The organism is Colwellia sp. BRX10-9 (assembly GCF_014077405.1).
Classification (GTDB): domain Bacteria; phylum Pseudomonadota; class Gammaproteobacteria; order Enterobacterales; family Alteromonadaceae; genus Colwellia_A.
Window position 1 is genome coordinate 25,162 of record NZ_JACGVV010000018.1, and the last position, 21,953, is coordinate 47,114.

Genomic DNA, 21,953 nt, shown 5'->3' on the forward strand with positions numbered 1-21,953 from the left:
TGCTATGATTAAGAAACATGGCAGCCTTATTTATCTCTCCTATACTGCCAAATCACCCCTAGCCCAAACAAAGAATATAAAACATTTAAAATCAACAACTTAGAACAACACCGGTACTTATACTCGTCGATTTACAAGGATTATCCTTTAAATAAACAGTTACGCGTTACCGGTGATCGGGATAAAATCAACATTAAATATAATAGTAGCCCGTTTTTACTCTCCTTAAAAAACTGGCAATATTTAGTAAACACCAGAAAAGGAAAAGCCACTAAATAATCAGTGGCTTTGGGCTATTGTTAAGTATAATTAATGAAATAAACTCACATTCAACTCATATAAAACTTATGTTACATTAACAGTAAATAGGTTTAACTCTGGCCAGTAATGGTAAATCATTTGCAGATAACGCCCCTAATTTTAACCATTCAATAAGCGATTTAGTTAAATCGATAGATTGCCCTGACAACATTTGATTTTGTAATAATTGTACCTGTACTTGCATCCGCTCGGCTTTAAATTCTGCAGGTGACTCTTTACTTGCTAAAATTTCGAGTTCAAGGGTTTTGTTACTTCGGTCAATCAGTTTTCTGTTTTGATAACACTCTTGTAAACGTTTCTGCCAAACATTGGGTAAATCTACCAGTGTTTCAGAAAAATCTGCTGCCGTTTCCGGTTTATTAGTAGCTAAACTTTCTAAGCAATCGAAAACAAGTTGCCAAGTCTTGGCCTTTTTGTTTTCTGTCATTTGCATGAGTTGTTGAGATATTTGCGCAAGTAATTTTTCAGCTAAGGTTACGGCACTTCTTATTACCGGACGTTGACTGGTAATTTTTACACGTAATTCTTCAATACTTACTTGTAAGCTTAATAACGCTGTTTCTGATATATCCGCGACTAGTTGTTGCTGATAGCTTTGTAATTGTTGTGATAATTCAATTTGTTGATTTTCACGGTTCGATTGTTCAAGCAACTTAGCTTCATCACGCTTTGAAAATAGCTGGTCATTCACTTTTCTAAATTTTTGCCAAAGCTGATTCTCTTCACGTTGACCGCTGTAGCCAATGGCTTGCCATTGTGTTTGCAGTTTTTTAACACTCTCAATTGCAGAGAAAACGTCATCGTCGTTCAATGCTTGAGTAACTTGAGCAATCAATAGGTTTTTGCTATCACTGTTACGTTGATGATAATTTCTTAATTCAGCTTTAACGGGTTGTAAGCTCGCCGTAAACGATTGACTAAGTAAGTTGAATTTAGTTTTATCAACCTGCCCCGCGTTTTGCCATTGCTGTATTAATTTATTGAGTGTTGCATCAGTAAACTTCCAATCGATGGCTTCATTATCAATGCCTTCATTGAGTTTTGCAGAAAAGTCGTCGGCAAAGCTTTGCGCTTTACTAATAAGTTGTTGGCGAGATTCAAGATGTAGTTCACGTAACTTTTCTTGTTCTGCATAAAATAACCGACATGGAGCAAAAGCTTGTTCGCAAAGTGCGTTGAATTGGTAATTTAACTCTTTTTCAATTGATTCTTCAGCATGTCCAAGTGAATTCCACGTAACACGAAATTGTTTAACTTTTGCTGCTTGCTCATTGGGGTTATCAATTGGCTGATCAACGAGTAACTTAATATCCACAAGTAACTGCTGTTTTCTAGGCGTAGCAATAGATTGCTCTAAATCACTTAATTCGGCAATTTTATCTGCTATATCATCAAAGTCACGTTGAACTCGTGACTTTTGCTCTTCTGATAAACCATCAAAATGTTTTTTAGCTTTTTTGAAAACACCAAAAGCCGCATTGTACTTACCCGTCATTATTAAGCGCTTTACGTCAGCAACTTTTTTCTGGCATTGTGATAAGAGTAAGCCTTGTTCTTTAATTAACGATTTTAGCCCTTGCTGCCATTGTTGTTTTATTTCTTTAAAGGCGTCAACAATAGATTGTGGTAATACCCCTGCCGCTTTTAGCTCAACAGTTTTCCATTCTTGTAGCCACTGATCGAACAGAGGTTTACGAAGGTTCAATTCTTCAATGTTTTTAGGTAAAGCTACTTGTGATATTTTTGAAATTAGATGGGTTGCATCACTCACCGATTGTGCAATCTCAGGCAATTGAGCCAGTTTTTTTGCTTGGGCTTTTACTAAAGCAATAAAGTGTTGTTGTTCTTTACTGTTTAATATTGAAGAGGTTATTTCTCCACGTAATTGTTCAAGTTTATCTTGATACTCAGCTTCATCAAGGTCACCACTTTCAAAAATTGTTGTGGTAAGCTTTTTACTCATTTCATTAAGGGCACTATTAAAATGCTCATTAGCCAAACGTTTGTCTGCCACTAATTTTTCAGCAATGATTTCTTGTTGATGGGCTTCATGTAACGGAGAAAAATGTTTAATGAGTTGGCTATTAATGATTTTATACTTGTCTGTAAAGTTTTCAGCTTCTGGCGAAGAGAGACAAGAGAAGTCTTGATAATAGTTTTGCCACTGCGTTTCTAATTCAGCTTGTTTTTCTTTGAGTTGCAGATAATCATTGACCTCTTTCAAAGCAAGTAACTTTGCTAAAACTAACTGAACACCTTTTTTAATTTTGTCAGGTTGTTCTGCCAACTCGTGTAAATGTTGTAACTGTTGCTCAATATTAGTTTTTATTTTTTCATTACATGATTTTTTAAGTAATTTATCTAATACATCAAGAGGCAATACTTGTTTGAGTAAATAAGCTTGTACGACTTCATCTTGCTTATGGGTAAAAATTGAATGGGTTAACGATGGTTTATTAATTTTTTCAAATAAAGCGATAACAACATCGGCTTGTGTTTCATTTTGTAACCATAGTTCCAAGGACGGTAACTTATCATTGCTTTTCAATAAGATTAATTTGTCTTGATTACTGATCGTTATTTCGTGCTGGCCAAGCAGAATCTTTTCTACTTGCTTAATACAATATTCACGGACTTTTTTATTATCGTTGTCGATACTGTTTCTATGCCAAACAGTAAAATCAGCCATTTTAATGAGAGCAGCGCGGCGCACTAATTCGTTAGGGTCTGTTTGTGCAAGATTTGTTAATATAACTAAGTCATCGGGATTGCTAAGTAATAAATCTTCACTGATTGCCGTTAACCGAACATTGTGTTCTTTACTTTGCCATTTTGCTTTGAAAAATTTAGAAAAAATCATAAATCGGAAAACCTTGCAATATTATTGTCTGGGTTGTTTTTAAGATCAGCGAACTCGCTTTTCAACTGGCGTTTAGTTTTATCTACGATAAGTCCATCTGCGCCAACGCTTAAGATTTGATCTGAATTTAAATGTCTTGATTGATAAGCCATGGTAATTTGCAGCGCTGATGTTTTTTGTGCTGTATCAACTATAGTTCCCTCTGGCCATTTGCCCGTTTCAGCGGCACACTTTAAGCGCAAGTACATTTCTTCTGACATATCGTCTACTAATGAAATAATATCCATTGTTATATTTACAGCCTTTGTTTCTTAATTCTTACGAGAAAAGTTAATGTTAATTTCGGTATTTAAGCATCAGCAAACGAATGCGAGTTGCAATATACCAAATAAAGCCAACCACTGCCGCACCAATACTTATAAAATATTGCCATGTGCCCTGCTGTGCGTCTTGCCAATACAAAAATAGAAAACCACCACAAAAAAGTAACATAGCGATAAATGAGTGATTCATCAGTTTTTGGGATTGATCTATTTTGCTCAATTTTTTCATTGATGCTATTTGACTGGCATCAACTTTGGTCAAATCGATTTCACAATGAGAGCAAAACTTCGCTTTGTCAGATATCTTTTTCTTACAGTTTGGGCAATTAATTACAGCCATAGGAAGATAACGCTCCATAAAATAATTAGTGTTAATATTCTACCTAAATTTAAGCAAAAAAAAACGTCCTATTGGACGTTTTTTAAAGTAATTTTACTTTTATTGCAAATTAATAAAAGTAAATCAATTATAAATAAAATTACTTGTTTTTATTAAAACGATCTTCCCAGAATTTAGCTTTTTCAATACCAAGCTTTTTAGGGTCAAAGGTAAATTTTGTCACCCCTAATTTCTGCTGACGTTCATAATCTTTTAGTGCTTTAATCGCGGGCTTAGCCATAAAGAAGATGGCGATAAGTGCAAAAATATTCAACCAAGCCATTAACCCAACACCAATATCACCAAGACTCCAAGCAGCACTAGGTTCTGCAACAGTACCGTAAAAGACTGCTGACATTAGCACCACTTTAAGGAGGAATCTAAGTGCCGGCATTTTAATTGTTTTATTAATATAAGAAACATTATTTTCCGCGATAAAGTAATAAGCTAGTACCGTTGTAAAGGCAAAGAAAAACAAAGCAATAGCAATAAAGGGTTTACCAAAACCGGTTAAAACACTATCGACCGCAATTTGCGTAAAAGCAGGACCACTAATAACAACGTCACTGGCTAAGTTACTAACAACAAAACTAGTCGCGCCTTCTGGCATAACATTATACGACTGTGTGATTAAGATCATAAACGCAGTAGCAGAACAAACAAATAAGGTGTCAATATAAACTGAGAAGGCTTGCACTAATCCTTGTTGCGCTGGATGTTCAACTTCTGCAGCAGCAGCAGCATGTGGTCCAGTACCTTGTCCGGCTTCATTTGAATAAACTCCGCGTTTAACACCCCAACCAATTGCTGCACCAAACCCCGCCATTGGCGTAAAAGCATCGGTAATAATTAGCATAAAGACACCAGGTAGCTGATCAATATGCAATGCTATGATAGTACACGCAATGATAATGTAAGCAAGCGCCATAAAAGGCACCACAATTTGGGTAAAGTTAGCAATACGCTTAACACCACCAAAAATGATAAAACCAAGTAATAAAACAATAAATACTGCTGCATATACTTTCGTTAAAGGTAAGTCGCCCATAAAAGAGCTAACTGAACCACCGGCACCAAACACATTGACCATAGCATCACCGATGCCGTTTGATTGCACAACAGGTAATAAAACACCACAGGCAAGAATAGTTGATAAAGCAAATATCCAAGCATACCATTTTTGACCTAAGGCTTTTTCAATGTAGTAAGCTGGGCCACCACGGTACTGACCGTCCTCTTCTTCTTTATAAATTTGAGCATTAGTTGATTCGATATAAGCCGTTGCTGCGCCTAAAAAGGCAACCACCCACATCCAAAATACCGCGCCAGGTCCACCAAAACCAATGGCAGCGGCAACCCCTGCAATATTACCAGTACCAACACGTCCAGATAAAGACACCGCTAATGCTTGAAAAGATGAGATACCCTTTTCTGAGCTTTTACCCGAAAGCAATAGGCGAAACATTTCTCTAAAATGACGTACTTGCGCAAATCGCGTTAAAACAGAGAAAAAGACCCCCGTTCCTAAACAGAGATAAATTAAGTACGGGCTCCAAATATAGCCGTTAATGGTATTTACAATCGCTTCCACATGACACTCCAGATTTATTATTATTATTATTTAATTTGTTGTTCGACGGTTGAGGGCCGCTAATCATTTAAGTGCAACTTGATATAGCACTTAAACGATCATCGAACTTCAATTATTGATTTTAGATAGGTTTAGCGTAAATCATCAACAACATGATAAATAGCTGTTAAAAAGTCACGACCAAATAAGCTACTACGCGTGTCTGACCAACCGACACTGCGGTCTGGTAATAAGTCATTATCTTTAAAAGGCATTTCTACGGTATAAGACAAACATTTGAAGTTATTACCCACCCAATTAGCACCCACAGTTAAGTTAGCTTGGCCGGGTTCATCTTTATCATATCCTTTGTCATCTTGAAACTCAGGAGTTACCGCTAGAAGAATGGCTTTGAATTTTTCTTCTAAGGCTTGATGTTTAGCGTCATATGCGGGGACACCTTCACAGCCAGCAACAAAGTTAAACGGTAGAGCTTCATCGCCATGAATATCAAGAAACATGTCAACACCGGTAGCTAACATTTTCTCACGCACCAAGAATACTTCTGGGCTACGTGCCATTGAAGGCTCTAACCACTCACGATTTAAATTAGTACCGATAGCATTTGTTCTTAAATGTCCTCGAACTGAACCATCAGGATTCATATTAGGCACTAAATAAAACACCGAACTGTCTAAGAGTGAGCGAGCAACGCCATCGTCTTCATCGAGCAAACGGTCAATAAAACCTTCCATAAACCATTCAGCCATACTTTCACCAGGATGTTGACGAGCAGTAACCCAAATAACTTTCTTGTTGGGACCTTCTTCTCCAACTTTTAATACTGACACATCGCGTCCATCAAGGGTTTGTCCTAAAACTTGCAACTGGCAATCAATATCTAATTGCGCTTGATGCAGTAAGTCTTGATGACGTTCGTAGCTATACGGAGCAAAATAAGCAAAGTAAACTGAATCATATTCTGGGGTTAAAGTAATACTCAGTTTTTCTCCATCAAATTCAGTTGGTACACGAAACCAATGCTCACGGTCGTAGGAAGCCACTGCTTGATAATCTGTCCATCCTTCTGTGTAAGCAGAAGTTCCAGCATTCATTAAATGAAGGGTATGTTCACAACGATCGGTATTATTAAGTTTAAAATGAAACCACTGATAAAAATCAGATTGGTTGTCTTTAACAATTTCAAGTTGAATATTATCGGCTTGGCTTGCATCAATAACGCGGATATTTCCACTATCAAAGTTAGAGGTAATTTGCATGACAGGATCTGCTATTTTTATTATGAATAGCCACAGTGTACACAAACAATGAAAAGATCAGAAGTAATATGCGTTAAAGTGTTCTAAGAAACAGCCCAATTTCAGAAGAATAGCCCATTGATTTTGCAATAACGGTATTTTTATCATCAATGACATAATAACTTGGATAACCTTCTATCTTGAATTGATGCTTGATTTGCTCTGTACCTAAAGCAATAGGGAAAGTTAATTGATGCTGGCTAGAAAAATCAAAGACCTCTTTTTTATCAACATAATCTAATGCAATGGCGATAACATTTATCTGTTGGTTATTTTCATATGTCTCTTGAAGATTACTGATACTGATATGACATATTTGACACCAAGGAGCAAAAAAATAAATAATGGTAGTTTTCTTAAAATTGGCAAGTTCAATGGTTTTATCATCGAGCGTTTCTAATGAAACAGTTTGTGGCGTTATCTGTTCTCCCGTTGATAGCATGTCTGATTCTCTGAACATTGTCAGTGCTTGAAAGATAGCTAAAAACACCACAGCTTGAATAAATAAACTCTTCAACACAACTCACCTTTATAAATAATATAATAACGAAATAGTTATATTTATAGACCCGATCACCCGATTAAAAATTCAAATTAAAACAAAAAAATCCAATACCTAGGTATTGGATTTTTATTGCTATTAATAGAGGAAGGTTAACAAGTAGCGTTAGCCTATCTGTGTTAAACCATTCATGTAAGGTTGTAATGCTGTTGGAATTTTTACACTGCCGTCAGCTTGTTGGTAATTTTCTAAAATAGCGACTAATGTACGACCAACCGCTAAGCCAGAGCCATTTAAGGTGTGCAATAATTCAGGTCTCTTCGTTTCACTGCTTCTAAAGCGTGCTTGCATGCGGCGAGCTTGAAAGTCGCCCATGTTAGAACAAGAAGAGATTTCACGGTAAGTATTTTGTGCAGGCAACCATACTTCGATATCGAATGTTTTAGTTGCACTAAAACCAATATCACCCGTACATAAAATAACGGTACGGTAAGGTAATTCTAATCTTTCAAGAATTTTTTCAGCATGACCTGTTAAGGCTTCTAACGCGGTAAATGAATCTTCTGGCTTAACAATCTGCACCATTTCAACTTTATCAAACTGATGCTGGCGAATTAGACCGCGAATATCACGACCACCTGAACCGGCTTCACTTCTAAAACATGGGGTATGCGCGCACATCTTAATAGGTAACTCGGCCTCTTCTACAATTTCATTTCTTAATAAATTTGTTAAAGGGACTTCAGCCGTTGGGATCAAAGAGAATTTTTTATTACTTAAATCAGTGTGAAATAAATCTTCACCAAATTTAGGTAACTGTCCTGTGCCATAAAGTGAATCTTGATTCACTAAATAAGGCACGTACATTTCTTGATAACCATGCTCTTCGGTATGAACATCAAGCATTAACTGTGCAAGCGCACGGTGCATTTTAGCAATTTGGCCACGTAAAACCGCAAAACGTGTTCCCGCAAGTTTAGCACCACTTTCAAAATCTAAACCGTTGCCAATACCAGCACCAACATCAACATGATCTTTAACTTCGAAATCAAAGACACGAGGTGTTCCCCAGCGTTTAATTTCAACATTATCATCTTCACTTGCCCCGTCTGGGACTGAATGATCGATTAAATTTGGTACCGCCGAAAGAATATCATCAATTTTAGCAAGCACATCATCTTGTTCAATTTTGGCAGCATCTAGATCAGCACCTAATTGACTCACTTCAGCTAATAATGGCTGAATATCTTCTCCACGCGCTTTAGCTTGGCCAATAGATTTTGAACGGGTATTGCGTTGATTTTGTAATTCTTGGGTTTTGATCTGAAAAGCTTTTCGTTGCTCTTCTAGATCGATTAATAACGCAGTATCTAAAGAAAAGCCACGTTTCGCTAATTGTGCCGCAGTGGCTTCGATATCATTTCTAAATAATTTTGGATCAAGCATTTTATTCACATCTACAAGTTAAGTGGTTGTTTATTTATTTTAGCTTTGTTTACTTAGTCGCATAAGTTACTAAGTACAGCCCAATACCAGCAGCAAAAACACATAAGCTGACATTAAGTAATATATTTATCATGCCTTTTAGGAATTCACCTTGTTGCATTAACAAAAGTGTATCCAATGAAAAGGTTGAAAATGTGGTGAAAGCTCCTAGAAACCCGATACCTATTAGGGTTCGGTAGACACTTACTTCAATTACACCATTTTCAATAAGACCATATAAGGTGCCCATGATCAATGAACCGGAAATATTAACCGCCAATGTCGCAAAAGGGAAACCTTTTCCGAGCCAATTCAATATTAATTGCGAAAAATAAAAGCGTAGACTTGCCCCACACGCTCCGCCAAGTGCTACAAATAGATATAATGAAAAGGTACTAATGGTATTAGTCATAACGTTTATTATTACTTTGGTTATTTAATTCATTGAGAAAATTTTGTTTATCTTTTAACTGTTTTTCCAAGCCACGGTCTGTTGGTTGATAAAGCAAGGTATGTTGCAAGGATTCAGGAAAATAATTTTCCCCTGCAGCAAAGCCATTATCTTCATTATGAGCGTACCTATACTCGCTGCCATGACCGAGTTCTTTAGTAATACTACTGGTGGCATTTTTTAAATGAAAGGGGACGTCGAGCTCTGCAGTATTTTTAGCAAGCTCTTTGGCCTGGTTAAAAGCCATATATACGGCATTACTTTTCGGTGCTAAAGCCATGTATACAGTTGCTTGAGCTATAGCTCGCTCACCTTCACTAGGTCCGACACGCTGAAAAGTATCCCAAGCATTAATAGCGAGTTGCATTGCTCTGGGGTCGGCATTACCAATGTCTTCACTGGCGATCGCTAACAGCCGACGGGCGACGTAAAGTGCATCTCCGCCCCCTGCTAATATTCTCGCGTACCAATAAAGTGCGGCATCAGGAGAGCTACCGCGCACAGATTTATGAAAAGCACTGATCAAATCATAAAAGGCATCACCACCTTTATCGTATAAAGCAATTTTATTGCCCGCTACTTGCACAACAGTTTCTAAAGTAATAGTGATTTTGGATCCTGACAGAATATCAACGCAGTTTTCAAAGACATTCAATAGACGTCGTGCATCGCCATTCGCCAAGGTTAATAATTGCTGCTGGGCATTATCGGCAATAGATATCTTAATGTTTTTGCTGTTTTGCTGATTCTCACAAGCGCGCGTTAAAATAATTGATAGATCATCACGCGTTAACTTTTTTAAAGTATAAACACGTGCACGTGATAAAACTGCTTGGTTAAGTTCAAAAGCGGGATTTTCAGTGGTCGCGCCAATAAAAATAATGGTGCCATCTTCAATAAAAGGCAAAAAAGCGTCTTGCTGTCCTTTATTAAAACGGTGAACTTCGTCAACAAATAATACGGTGCGTTTTTTATGGCGAAGTAAACGTTGCTTAGCATTATCTATTGCTTGACGTATATCTTTAATACCCGAGGTTACCGCCGATAAGCGTTCAACCTCGGCATTTGCATGACTAGCGATAATTTCTGCTAAGGTGGTTTTGCCTGTACCCGGCGGCCCCCAAAAGATAACAGAATGACACTTCCCCTGCTCAATCGCGATCGTTAACGGCATACCTGGCGATAAGATATGTTGTTGACCTTGATAATCGGCTAATGTTTTAGGGCGAAGTTTGGCCGCTAATGGTTGAAACTGATCATCGTCATTGTCAGTTTCAATCATTCCTTCATCAGCGAAATCTAAAGGTAAAGAGCCATTAGCGTCGTCGTTAGCGTTGATCATCTAACTCAACACCTTCGGGTATTTTAAAGGTAAATAGTGCACTTTCGGGAACAGTTACTTGGTCAAACTGTGAAAGCTTAAACAGGCTTAACTGCCCTGTTGCGTCTAAAATAGTAAAGCTAGTAAGCATATTACTATTTTTCTTAAAACGTAATTCTAACGTCTTCACTTGGGCATTATTATCATTGGCATGAATGAGGTAATTGTTTTCATCGGTCGAGCTAACACTATAATGTTGCCATAGTGTTGGATCGCTGCTTGTTAATAATAAAATGGGGGTATTGAGTAGCGCTTTTTCTAAAAGATAAGCACTAACCTGCTCTACAAACGGGTCAAAAAACCATAAGGTATCACCATCTGAAACGATTAATGACTCATCTGGTTCTGCCGTTTTCCAGTGTACTAAGTTAGGTTTTTTAACCGCTAGAGTACCCAAAGCGTTTTGTAACTCATTACCTTCAGCATCCAGAACTTGCTGGTTAAAATTTGCCGTAAAATATTCAAGTTTTGCTAATTTTTGTATTAAATTACTTTTAATGATTAGAGCATCGTTGCTTGGCTTTTCTATAACATTGGTCGGTTCATTGAACGGCAAAGCAAAAACGGAGGTACTTGCACTGCTTAATACAACAACAGAAAAAAATGATAAAAGTGCTGTTTTTTTTAGGGAAAAATTCATTCAGTTATCCTTATAACTTGACTACATAAGTCGGGAAAAATAACACCTACAAATCTCTTACAGGTGGTGGTGCCAATACTTCACGGGCACCGTTATGGCCTGGTGAACTTACCACACTTTGGTTTTCCATATCTTCAACAATACGTGCTGCACGGTTATAACCAATTCTAAATTTACGTTGCACACTTGATATGGAGACACGTCGACCTTTAGTGACAAATTCAACCGCCTCGTCATACAAGGTATCAAGTTCAACCGCTTCATCGGCTTCGGCTTGCTCTCCGGGTAATAAAATTTCATTATCAGTATCACCTGACAATATTTCTTCAACATAATTAGGTTCGCCACGAGACTTCCAGTCGGCAACAACAGCATGTACTTCGTCATCGTTAACAAAAGCGCCGTGAACACGCACAGAAACAGCCTCGCCAGGCGGTAAATAAAACATATCTCCCATGCCTAACAGCTGTTCAGCACCTTGTTGGTCAAGAATAATACGTGACTCCATTCTTGATTGTACTCGCAGTGCCATACGGGTTGGAATATTAGCTTTAATTAAACCGGTAATTACATCCGCTGAGGGGCGTTGAGTCGCTAAAATTAAGTGCATACCCGCCGCTCGGGCTTTTTGAGCAATACGCGCAATAAGTTCTTCGACTTTTTTACCTGCAACCATCATCATATCGGCAAATTCGTCAACGAGTATAACAATCGCAGGCAATTTTTCTAACAAAGGCGGCGTTTGCGTAAAAGCATCATTAGGTTGCCAAGTAGGATCGATTAACGGCTCTCCAGCTTCAATAGCATTAAGCACTTTTTCATTGTAGCCTTTAAGGTTACGTACACCCAGAGACGACATAAGTTTATAGCGACGTTCCATTTCACCGACACACCAGCGCAGCGCGTTAGCCGCTTCTTTCATGTCGGTAACCACTTCAGCTAACAAATGTGGAATACCGTTATAAACAGAGAGTTCAACTTGTTTGGGGTCGATCATTATCATCCGCACATCTTCAGGTGTGGATTTATACAATATACTGACAATCATGGTATTAACCGCAACTGACTTACCTGAGCCTGTTGTTCCTGCCACTAATAAATGAGGCATCTTGGCTAGATCGGCTATCACGGGTTTACCTGAAATATCGCTACCAATCGCCATGGCTAAATGGGATCTTGATGCAGCAAATGCCGGGGCAGAAATGACATCAGTAAAATACACCGTTTCTCTATATTTATTGGGTAACTCAACACCAATGACAGATTTACCTTCAATAACTTCAACGACACGGACACTTTTAGCGGATAAAGAACGGGCAATATCTTGCGACAAACCGCTTACTTTACTGGCTTTAACACCTGGCGCTAAATTTAACTCGAAACGGGTAATAACAGGTCCGGGATAAACACCAACGACTTCAGCTTTTACACCAAATTCTAAGAGTTTTTCCTCAACTAGTCGACTGACTAATTCAAGCTCTTTCTCGTCAATAGGGTTTTCAGTCCGGTTGGGGCGATCTAATAAATCAAGCCCCGGTAGTCCTTGGTAAGTTGCGCTATCTCTTTTTACCGCGACCTTTATCGGTTCTTCAACATTGATTGGATCAACTTTCTCAAAGGCAGCCGTTATTTCATCATCGCTAACATGTTCTTGAACATTAAAAGCGAGTGGTTCACCGATAAGGTCATCTATTGCGACAAAGTGCTCAATGTCTTCTTCGAGATCAAAAGAAAGATCTTTTTTACTCGGGGCAATAATGTCTTCATATTCTTGTTCATTTATTGCATCAAAAGCATGATGTAGCTCTTCGTTTTCATCCACTAGATTTTCATCTATTTGAAAACTTGCCGCTTGTTTTTCAGTTAGCTCAGGTAAAGCCACTGGCTGTTCTTTTTTCTCAACAGTACTAACCAATACTTGTTTTTTTACTTTTTCAGTCTTCAATGCAGTGAAGTAGGCTTGTAGTTTTTGAGGTATCGTTAATAAATATTGGGCGAATAGTATTGTATAAGCACCGGTTTTATCAATAAAGGCGATCAATGAGAAACCGGTTAGTAGCACAAAACCAGAGAGGAGAAAGGTCAAGAATAATAAAGTACTACCGACAAAAGAAAAATAAGGCAGCACCGTTTGACTTAACGCGTCACCAATAATACCACCAGCTGAAAAGTAAAAGACATCATCAAAATTCATACTGGCAATTGATGTTATACCAATATAAAAAAGAATAAAGCCAATACACTTTAACCCTAAGGTTAAGTAATCTAATTGAATTAAGCGATGATATTTTTGAAACAATAACCACCCTGTTATTGCAGTAACAAAGGGTAGACTATAAGAAATAAAACCAAATAAGTTTAACAGTAGGTCAGAAATATAAGCACCAACAGCACCGCCTAAATTACGAATAGGTGTTTGATAACCACTTTGAGACCAACCAGGATCAGCGGGGTTAAAGCTAAATAGCGCTAACATAATAAACATGGCAAAAAGAAAAGAAACCAACAAACCAGCTTCTAGTAATCGTTGCACACCATTTAATTTACTTTGAGTAGGAGATTCTGTAGACAATATAATAAACCGAGTTAATAACTATTTTATAGCCATACCACTCAAGTTGCAGTAATACGGGTATGTTTATATACAGTAAAATAACAAACTATTGTAAGGAGTTAAATGTTTAAATCACTTACTTGAGCTCAATGATGCGATTAACGTTTAATCGGTAGAAAATTAGTCGATTTAACCTCTTCCATAACAACATAACTTCTACTTTCGCTTACAGAGGGCAAACGAAGTAAAGTATCACCTAGTAATTCTCGATAGGCGACCATATCTGCAACGCGGGTTTTAAGTAAAAAGTCAAAGTTTCCAGACACTAAATGACACTCTTGTATAACATCAAGGTCATGGACCGCCCTAGAAAAATCATCAAAAACATCAGGACTGGTTTTGGTTAAGGTTATTTCCACTAATACAAGTAATGCAGCTTCAAGCTTTTGGGGGTTTAATATCGCTTGGTAGCCTTTGATATACTTCTCTTTTTCTAATCGCTTAACCCTTTCTAAACATGGTGTTGGACTTAGCCCTACTCTTTTAGACAACTCTATATTGGATATACGAGCATTCTTTTGCAGCTCAATGAGAATATTACGATCGATGCGATCAATAGTTTTGCTTTGAGAAGACGACATTATATAAAACACTACATTTTCTAGTTGTGACAGGATTATATATCGATATATAAAATATTACGATAGGTTAATTCGAGAATAACGCACTATAATAGCCGCAAATAATATAAATACATTTAACAGGTGAGACGATTATGATTATTGGTGTTCCTAAAGAAATTAAAAACCATGAGTACCGTATAGGCTTAACTCCAGCAGGTGTTAATGAACTAACGGTTAATGGTCATGTAGTGATTGTTGAAAATAACGGCGGCGAATCTATTGGTTTTGAAAACGAGCAATACATAGCAGCTGGTGCCAAAATTATAAACACGGCGGCGGAAATTTTTGCAACCGCTGACATGATAATAAAAGTAAAAGAGCCACAACCTAATGAGTGTAAAATGCTACGCCCAGGTCAAATACTTTTTACTTACCTACATTTAGCACCCGATGCTAAGCAAACTGAATTATTAGTTGCTTCTGGCGCAACCTGTATTGCCTACGAAACGGTAACCTCTGCTCAAGGTGGTTTACCTTTATTAGCGCCAATGTCTGAAGTCGCTGGACGTATGTCTATTCAAGCAGGTGCTCATGCGCTTGAAAAAGCACAAGGCGGTTTAGGTGCTTTATTAGGTGGTGTTCCGGGTGTTGCTCCTGCGAAAGTATTAATTATAGGTGGCGGTGTTGTTGGTACTCAAGCTGCTCGTATGGCAATAGGTATGGGCGCTGATGTAACGATATTAGATCGTTCATTACCCCGTCTACGTCAATTAGATACTGAATTTGATGGCCGTTTAAAAACAGTTTACTCTACTGCCGATGCGATGGACCAATTAATTGTTGAAGCTGACTTAGTCATAGGCGCGGTCTTAATTCCAGGTGCAGCTGCACCTAAATTGGTAACAAGAGCCCACATCAAAATGATGAAAAAAGGTGCTGTTGTTGTTGATGTCGCGATTGACCAAGGTGGTTGTTTTGAAACATCAAAAGCAACAACTCATCAAGACCCAACGTATGTTGTTGACGACGTAGTACATTACTGTGTAGCTAACATGCCAGGTGGCGTAGCACGCACATCAACAATGGCATTAACTAATGCAACCATGCCATTTGCGGTAATGCTTGCCAATAAGGGTGCAAAACAAGCCATGCTTGACAACGTACACTTAATGAATGGTTTAAACGTATTAGGCGGAAAAATCACTTACCAACCTGTTGCTGAAGTTTTAGGCTACGACTACATACCACCTGAAGTGGCTATAGCGACTTTATAACGACTGAAAATAATACTTTGTGAGTTCTGCATAAAAACAATAAACCTCTGTTATATATTTAATAGAGGTTTTTTTTACGATGAATCTTAAACCTGACCATTTGGTTAGCTTGTGTTATATTTCAATAAATATCACTAAAATTAGAGTTAGGGAATCAATCATGGAAATTCAGGTTGTCGACTATCAAGATAAAAATGCTGGAAAATTATTTGTTCAAAGCTTAAGAGAAACAGGTTTCGGTGTATTAATTAATCACCCTATTGAGCAACAGCTTGTTGAATCTATTTATAAAAATTGGTATGAATTTTTTAGCGGTGAAGAAAAGCATAACTTAAGTTTTGATCCAAAGAAACAAGATGGCTACTTTTCAACCGAGATATCTGAGACGGCTAAGGGTCATGCAAATAAAGATATAAAAGAATATTTTCATGTTTATCCTTGGGGCAGGATCCCTGATCAACTTAAAGATGAAATACTTACCTATTACCAGAAAGCCTCTGAACTTGCTGCAGAATTACTTGATTGGGTAGAAAAATATAGTCCAGTCGACGTCTCAGAAAAATATTCAGAACAACTAGCGAATATGATAAAAGATACGCCAAATACTTTATTACGTATTTTACATTATCCGCCACTAAGTGGAGATGAAGAACCGGGCGCAGTGAGAGCCGCTGCGCACGAAGATATTAATTTATTAACCATATTACCGGCAGCAAATGAACCTGGTCTGCAAGTACAAAAGCAAGACGGATCTTGGATTGACGTTCCCAGTGATTTTGGCAGTTTAATTATTAATATTGGTGATATGTTGCAAGAAGCCTCAGGTGGATATTTCCCATCTACCAGCCATCGGGTTATTAATCCTTCAGGTAAGGCCAGTAAAAAGTCTAGAATATCATTGCCGTTGTTTCTTCATCCACGAGACGAAGTCGTCTTGTCTGAACGACATACTCAAAAAAGCTACTTATTAGAAAGATTAAAAGAGCTTGGCGTAAAATAGCGATGAGTGGTGGTGTATAAGGGTTTATATGCCATCACTGTACATTTAACATTGCACTCATAGAAATTTTTATCAAAAAATTAATTTACCCTCTTGAGTTCTTTGCTTAAACTCCCAACTAATACCTTATAATTATACTTTTTATCAATCTTTGGAGTCATTCATGAGCGAAGCAAGACATTGCCCGTTACTCATTTTAGGATCAGGTCCAGCTGGTTACACTGCTGCAGTTTATGCCGCACGCGCAAATTTAAAACCAGTGATGATCACTGGCATGCAGCAAGGGGGTCAATTAACAACGACCACTGAAGTTGAAAACTGGCCTGGTGATGCCGATGACCTTACGGGTCCAGCATTAATGGATCGTATGCAAAAGCATGCAGAAAAGTTTGATACCGAGATTATTTTTGACCATATCAATGAAGTTGACTTTTCGAAACGCCCTTTTACCTTAAAAGGCGATAGCATGAGCTATACTTGTGATGCGCTTATCATTTGTACGGGTGCTTCTGCACAATACCTAGGTTTACCTTCAGAAGAAGCATTTATGGGTAAAGGCGTTTCAGCCTGTGCTACCTGTGATGGTTTCTTTTACCGCAACCAAAAAGTTGCTGTTGTTGGCGGTGGTAATACCGCTGTTGAAGAAGCGTTATATTTATCAAATATTGCCTCTGAAGTTCACTTAGTGCATCGTCGTGAAACTTTTCGCTCTGAAAAGATTTTAACTGACCGTTTATACGAAAAAGTTAAAAACGGCAATATTACCTTACACTTAAATCAAACCTTAGATGAAGTGTTAGGCGATAAAATGGGTGTTACTGGTGTACGTTTAAAAGAAACGCAATCTGACACGACTAAAGATATTGACGTTATGGGTTGTTTTATTGCGATTGGTCATAAGCCAAACACTGATATTTTCAACGACCAATTAGCGATGAAAGATGGCTACTTAACGATACAAAGTGGCACTAACGGTAATGCAACACAGACCAGTGTTGAAGGTGTTTTTGCCGCGGGTGATGTAGCTGACCATATTTATCGTCAAGCAATTACCTCTGCTGGAGCTGGTTGTATGGCAGCCCTTGATGCAGAACGTTACTTAGACGCTAAAGGCTCTTAGTCATTAAAAACCAGATTGTCGCATTACTCGATGTCGATGATCTGGCATTTCCACCCTTAAAGCATGCGTTGATTGAACCTAATGGCTTACTTGCTTTTGGTGGTGATTTATCTGTAGCGCGATTAAAGTCGGCCTATCGAAGTGGTGTCTTTCCTTGGTACAGTGCTGGCGAAGCCATTATGTGGTGGAGCCCAGATCCGCGTGGTATTATCCTAACCGACCAATTACGTATTAATCGCACCTTGCGAAAAGTACTAAAACAACAGAACTTCACCGTAACCTTAAATCAAGCCTTTGACCGTGTTATTCATTATTGTGCCGATGCTCCCTTTCGTAAGGAAGATACTTGGATAGTTGATGATATGTTAGCGGCTTATCAACAACTGCATGACAATGGTGTCGCACATTCGATAGAAGTGTGGATGGATGGTGAATTGGCCGGCGGTTTATATGGCGTGGCAATTAATGGCAGCTTTTCTGGGGAATCGATGTTTTATCGAAAAAGCAATGGTTCTAAAATCGCATTAGTTTATTTAAATGCTTTATTAAAAGGCCAAAACATTCCATTAATTGACTGCCAAATGCTCAACCCTTTTTTAGAAGACATGGGCTGTATTGAGGTTTCACGCTCGCAGTTTATGACATTGAAAGCACAAGCATTAACGGTTTCATTACCACCGGATTTTTGGCTACCCCGCCAACTGACAGAAGAGCCTTAGTATGAGCACAAATTTTCAGTTAGGCATTACCGGTTCGTTTCCTTGTAACTACTTGCCCAACCAAGAAGAACGTTTACTGATTGCAACCGATGAACGTTTACATAACAGTGAACATTATGGTTGGTTAATGTCACAAGGCTTTAGACGCAGTGGTGATCAGATATACCGACCTCATTGTGAACTTTGCTCTGCATGCAAATCTCTGCGGGTCTTAGTTAAGGAATTTTTGTTATCTAAAAGTCAAAAACGAAATATAAAGAAAAACAACCTATTTACTATTAACATTTCAACTGAAAAAAAAGCTATTTATTACCCGCTGTACGAAAATTACATCAATACTTTACATACCGATGGCTCAATGTTCCCGGCGACAAACGATCAATACAATAGTTTTATCCGTTGTAATGTCACAGAGCAGCTCTACCTTGAAATTTGGCATGATAATCAACTTATTAGTGTTGCAGTAACCGATGTACTAAAAGATGCTCTATCAGCCGTATATACCTTTTATCATCCGGATTACAATAAGTATGGCTTAGGCGTGTTTTCTATTTTGCAACAAGTGTATTTAGCAAAAGATAGGCAGAAGAACTTTCTTTATCTGGGTTACCAAATTGATGACTGCAAAAAGATGAACTACAAGGATCGTTATTACCCACATCAAGTATTGATAGAAAACAGATGGCAAACAGTAAATAAATAACACTATAGCTTTACATTCCGGCCTGTTTTCGGCATCATCTGCCCAGATTTTTGTTTATGCACAACTTTAGAGGTTTAGCGCCCAATGGCGAAAGAAGAAAATATTGAAATGCAAGGTACGGTTCTTGATACCTTACCAAATACTATGTTCCGCGTTGAACTAGAAAATGGTCATGTTGTTACGGCACATATTTCAGGAAAAATGCGTAAGAACTACATTCGCATATTAACGGGTGATAAAGTAACGGTTGAATTGACACCGTATGATTTATCTAAAGGCCGTATTATTTTCCGTGCTAGATAATTAAGACCCTATAAAGCTAAAAGCCCTGTGAATAATATTCACAGGGCTTTTTTATTACTTTAGTTATAGATCCTTAAACCTAACATTCAATCATTGACGATTAAGCCAGCTTTTTTAATAAGCCGTCGCTAGCATCTTCAACTAAATCTAAGACAAACTTAAATCCCCTCGCCCCACCATAATATGGATCAGGTACTTCTCGTTCTTCAAAATTATCTGCATATTCTAAAAATAATTGAATCTTTTCATGTAAATGCTCTGGTGCTAACTTTTTTAGCTCTTTAACATTTTGCTCGTCCATCGCTAAGACTAAATCAAATTTGGTGAAATCTTCAATAATAACTTTACGTGCTTTAATTTTGTCAAATGAGTAGCCACGTTCAGTACCTATCTTTTGCGCACGATGATCGGGCTTTTCACGCGCATGAGAGCCCGTTGTACCCGCAGAATCTATCGTTAAAGAAATACCCTTTTCTTTAACTTTATGACGAAAGACCGCCTCAGCACTTGGCGAACGACAAATATTGCCCATGCAGACAAACAGAATGCTATTTATTTCTTTATAATTCATAAGTTTAGTTACCAATCTCCATGTATTTGACATCTGATCACTAGTGTTTTCATACCAGTAAAATCAATGACTTATGTATTGTTAGTGTATTTAACGAAACTATCTTGAGCTATTTTTATAAGAAGGTAAAGGATAATTCTTGATAGAAAGTTACTTTACGTCAAACTAAATTCAATGGTGTAATAAATCATATCAACAACACTATGACTTTTTCGTGACTGAATTGTTATCTACATCATCTTTCGCAGTATCTTCAACTTTTGGTGTACCGTTAGCATTAAATTCAGCTATTGCTTCACCAGAAGATTCCCAATGCTCTCTTTCTTCTTCGGTTGCTTTGGGTGAGAATAATCCAGTAAAAGCATAGAAGATCCCAATAAGTGGTGCCATCCAGCAGGCAAAAGCAAGGGGGATATACAAAAGGTTTTCTATATTGCCATCAGCAATACCAAGACCTAGCGCTGAAATTACAAATGCACCACCCGCATTCCATGGAATAAGGGGAGACATTAATGTTCCACCTTCTTCGATTCCACGTGATAGATTTAAGGTTGAATAGCCCATACCACGATAAACAGGCGAGTACATTCGTCCCGGTAAAGCAATCGATAAATAAGGGTCACCGGCAACTAGGTTAGTCGCAAAGGCAGTACCAATCGCTGCGGTTTGAATACCGGCAAAACTACTCACCTTACTTTTAATAGCATTAATAATTGACTTCAAACAACCTGTTTTTTCGAGTGCACCGCCAAAGCCTAGTGCAATTAATATCAAGGAAATGGTCCACATCATCGATTGTATGCCTCCCCTATTTAACAAGCTGTCAATTTCTTCAATCCCCGTACTTATCGAGTAGCCATTATTGGCAAAATCAAAAATTGATTGCAGACTCTGCCCCTGTACAACCATTGCCGTTGCACCACCCGCAACAACGCCAGCGAATAATGATGGCATAGGGGGATATTTTTTTATCGCTAAACCCATGACAACCAAAGCAGGTAATAATACCCATCCTGAAATATAAAAGTTTTCGTCTAGGGTGTTAGTGATAGCGTCAATTCTTTCAAATGAAATGCTTTGAGTGTCGATGACGAAAAACCCCACCAACAAATAGATGATAAGAGCGATGAGCATAGCTGGGATGGTCGTTGCCATCATATTTTTTATATGAGAAAAAACATCGGTTCCAGTCACTGCAGGGGCCAAATTAGTTGTGTCGGAAAGTGGTGATATTTTATCACCAAAAAAAGCACCAGAAACTACAGCGCCAGCTGTCCAATATGCAGGAATGTTAAAACCTTCGCCAATGCCCATTAAGGCCAAACCAACCGTACCGACACTCGCCCAACTAGTGCCAAGAGAAAGTGAAACAACAGCACAAATGACCATACCAGCAGCCAGAAAGATTTCAGGCGAAAGGACCTTTAAACCATAATAAATAATGCTGGGTACTGTACCGCTAGCAATCCAGACCCCAATAATCATCCCAACCGTTATTAAAACAGACACTGAAGGTAAAGCGACGTGAATAACGTGAAAAATTCCTCTTTCAATATCTTTCCATTTCAGCCCTAACTTAATGCCAACAATACTGGTAATGGCTAAACCAATGGCAAGAGGAATGTGTGGCTCAAAAACGCCAAAGTAAAATATTTGTGTCCCAAGAATAAGTAGCGTTAATACGACAGGCGTCAAGGCAAGTAATAAACCCGGATTGGCATTTTTTGTCCGTTTCATTTAAATACCTCATGTTTTGTTATTCATAGATTAGGTGAAGAACAGTCATCGTGATGGGTAAAGCAATAGGCCAATTTAACTTGTTACGGCTTTGAAAGAATCATTACATCGTAGATAT

General features: G+C 38.1%; 20 protein-coding genes. 6 read left to right on the plus strand and 14 right to left on the minus strand.

The genetic code is table 11. The features are described from left to right. Nucleotides 1–355: 355 nt before the first annotated feature. From H4J69_RS11765 to lrp, 12 genes are all read right to left on the minus strand, one after another. Complete coding sequence (locus H4J69_RS11765; RefSeq protein WP_182244671.1) at nucleotides 356–3,181, minus strand: DUF349 domain-containing protein; 2,826 nt, start codon at nucleotides 3,179–3,181, stop codon at nucleotides 356–358. Further along, a complete protein-coding gene (locus H4J69_RS11770; RefSeq protein WP_070373547.1) occupies nucleotides 3,178–3,468 on the minus strand; it encodes a YeaC family protein in 291 nt (96 codons plus the stop codon). Before H4J69_RS11770 ends, H4J69_RS11765 begins: the two co-directional genes overlap by 4 nt. 49 nt (nucleotides 3,469–3,517) lie before the next feature. Continuing rightward, nucleotides 3,518–3,844 (minus strand): zinc ribbon domain-containing protein, encoded by a 327-nt coding sequence (locus tag H4J69_RS11775; protein ID WP_182244672.1) that lies wholly within the window; start codon nucleotides 3,842–3,844, stop codon nucleotides 3,518–3,520. Between the two features lie 139 nt (nucleotides 3,845–3,983). Then, a complete protein-coding gene (locus H4J69_RS11780) occupies nucleotides 3,984–5,474 on the minus strand; it encodes a sodium:alanine symporter family protein (protein ID WP_182244673.1) in 1,491 nt (496 codons plus the stop codon). A 131-nt stretch (nucleotides 5,475–5,605) separates the two neighbouring features. Further along, nucleotides 5,606–6,733, minus strand: a complete 1,128-nt coding sequence (locus H4J69_RS11785) for a carboxypeptidase family protein (protein ID WP_182215217.1) — start codon at nucleotides 6,731–6,733, stop codon at nucleotides 5,606–5,608. A gap of 73 nt (nucleotides 6,734–6,806) precedes the next feature. After that, nucleotides 6,807–7,292: a TlpA disulfide reductase family protein gene (locus tag H4J69_RS11790; protein WP_310733602.1), complete on the minus strand. Its 486-nt coding sequence runs from the start codon at nucleotides 7,290–7,292 to the stop codon at nucleotides 6,807–6,809. 147 nt (nucleotides 7,293–7,439) lie between these two features. Next, entirely contained in the window at nucleotides 7,440–8,720 is a 1,281-nt protein-coding gene (gene serS, locus H4J69_RS11795) for a serine--tRNA ligase (protein WP_070373544.1), read from the minus strand. A gap of 49 nt (nucleotides 8,721–8,769) precedes the next feature. Then, nucleotides 8,770–9,171 (minus strand): fluoride efflux transporter CrcB, encoded by a 402-nt coding sequence (gene crcB / locus H4J69_RS11800; RefSeq protein ID WP_146800116.1) that lies wholly within the window; start codon nucleotides 9,169–9,171, stop codon nucleotides 8,770–8,772. Continuing rightward, the gene (locus H4J69_RS11805; RefSeq protein ID WP_182221977.1) at nucleotides 9,164–10,492 is read right to left on the minus strand and encodes a replication-associated recombination protein A; all 1,329 of its coding nucleotides are present in this window, start codon (nucleotides 10,490–10,492) and stop codon (nucleotides 9,164–9,166) included. Before H4J69_RS11805 ends, crcB begins: the two co-directional genes overlap by 8 nt. Nucleotides 10,493–10,538: 46 nt before the next feature. Then, the gene (gene lolA / locus H4J69_RS11810; protein WP_182230892.1) at nucleotides 10,539–11,231 is read right to left on the minus strand and encodes an outer membrane lipoprotein chaperone LolA; all 693 of its coding nucleotides are present in this window, start codon (nucleotides 11,229–11,231) and stop codon (nucleotides 10,539–10,541) included. A gap of 46 nt (nucleotides 11,232–11,277) precedes the next feature. Next, entirely contained in the window at nucleotides 11,278–13,803 is a 2,526-nt protein-coding gene (locus H4J69_RS11815; RefSeq protein ID WP_220467885.1) for a DNA translocase FtsK, read from the minus strand. Nucleotides 13,804–13,943: 140 nt separating this feature from the next. Then, the gene (gene lrp, locus H4J69_RS11820; RefSeq protein ID WP_182244674.1) at nucleotides 13,944–14,426 is read right to left on the minus strand and encodes a leucine-responsive transcriptional regulator Lrp; all 483 of its coding nucleotides are present in this window, start codon (nucleotides 14,424–14,426) and stop codon (nucleotides 13,944–13,946) included. 134 nt (nucleotides 14,427–14,560) lie between these two features. Here lrp and ald point away from each other — a divergent pair, with 134 nt between their 5' ends. The 6 genes from ald (at nucleotide 14,561) to infA (ending at nucleotide 19,527) form a co-directional block, all read left to right on the plus strand. Then, nucleotides 14,561–15,682 carry an alanine dehydrogenase gene (gene ald / locus H4J69_RS11825; RefSeq protein WP_182244675.1) on the plus strand — a complete coding sequence of 374 codons (1,122 nt, stop codon included), beginning with the start codon at nucleotides 14,561–14,563 and terminating at the stop codon, nucleotides 15,680–15,682. Between the two features lie 160 nt (nucleotides 15,683–15,842). After that, nucleotides 15,843–16,682 carry an isopenicillin N synthase family oxygenase gene (locus tag H4J69_RS11830; protein WP_070373539.1) on the plus strand — a complete coding sequence of 280 codons (840 nt, stop codon included), beginning with the start codon at nucleotides 15,843–15,845 and terminating at the stop codon, nucleotides 16,680–16,682. Between the two features lie 163 nt (nucleotides 16,683–16,845). Continuing rightward, on the plus strand, nucleotides 16,846–17,802 hold the full coding sequence (gene trxB / locus H4J69_RS11835) for a thioredoxin-disulfide reductase (protein WP_070373538.1): 957 nt from the start codon (nucleotides 16,846–16,848) through the stop codon (nucleotides 17,800–17,802). A 68-nt stretch (nucleotides 17,803–17,870) separates the two neighbouring features. Then, nucleotides 17,871–18,521, plus strand: a complete 651-nt coding sequence (gene aat, locus H4J69_RS11840; RefSeq protein WP_231907399.1) for a leucyl/phenylalanyl-tRNA--protein transferase — start codon at nucleotides 17,871–17,873, stop codon at nucleotides 18,519–18,521. A gap of 1 nt (nucleotide 18,522) precedes the next feature. Beyond that, nucleotides 18,523–19,224 (plus strand): arginyltransferase, encoded by a 702-nt coding sequence (locus H4J69_RS11845; protein WP_182244676.1) that lies wholly within the window; start codon nucleotides 18,523–18,525, stop codon nucleotides 19,222–19,224. Between the two features lie 84 nt (nucleotides 19,225–19,308). Continuing rightward, nucleotides 19,309–19,527, plus strand: coding sequence for a translation initiation factor IF-1 (infA, locus tag H4J69_RS11850; protein ID WP_011043571.1), 219 nt, complete (start codon nucleotides 19,309–19,311; stop codon nucleotides 19,525–19,527). Between the two features lie 100 nt (nucleotides 19,528–19,627). On the opposite strand, the gene H4J69_RS11855 is transcribed toward infA, so the two are convergent. Next, nucleotides 19,628–20,098: a low molecular weight protein-tyrosine-phosphatase gene (locus H4J69_RS11855; RefSeq protein ID WP_182244677.1), complete on the minus strand. Its 471-nt coding sequence runs from the start codon at nucleotides 20,096–20,098 to the stop codon at nucleotides 19,628–19,630. Between the two features lie 201 nt (nucleotides 20,099–20,299). Beyond that, on the minus strand, nucleotides 20,300–21,835 hold the full coding sequence (nhaC, locus tag H4J69_RS11860) for a Na+/H+ antiporter NhaC (RefSeq protein ID WP_182243512.1): 1,536 nt from the start codon (nucleotides 21,833–21,835) through the stop codon (nucleotides 20,300–20,302). Nucleotides 21,836–21,953 lie beyond the last annotated feature (118 nt).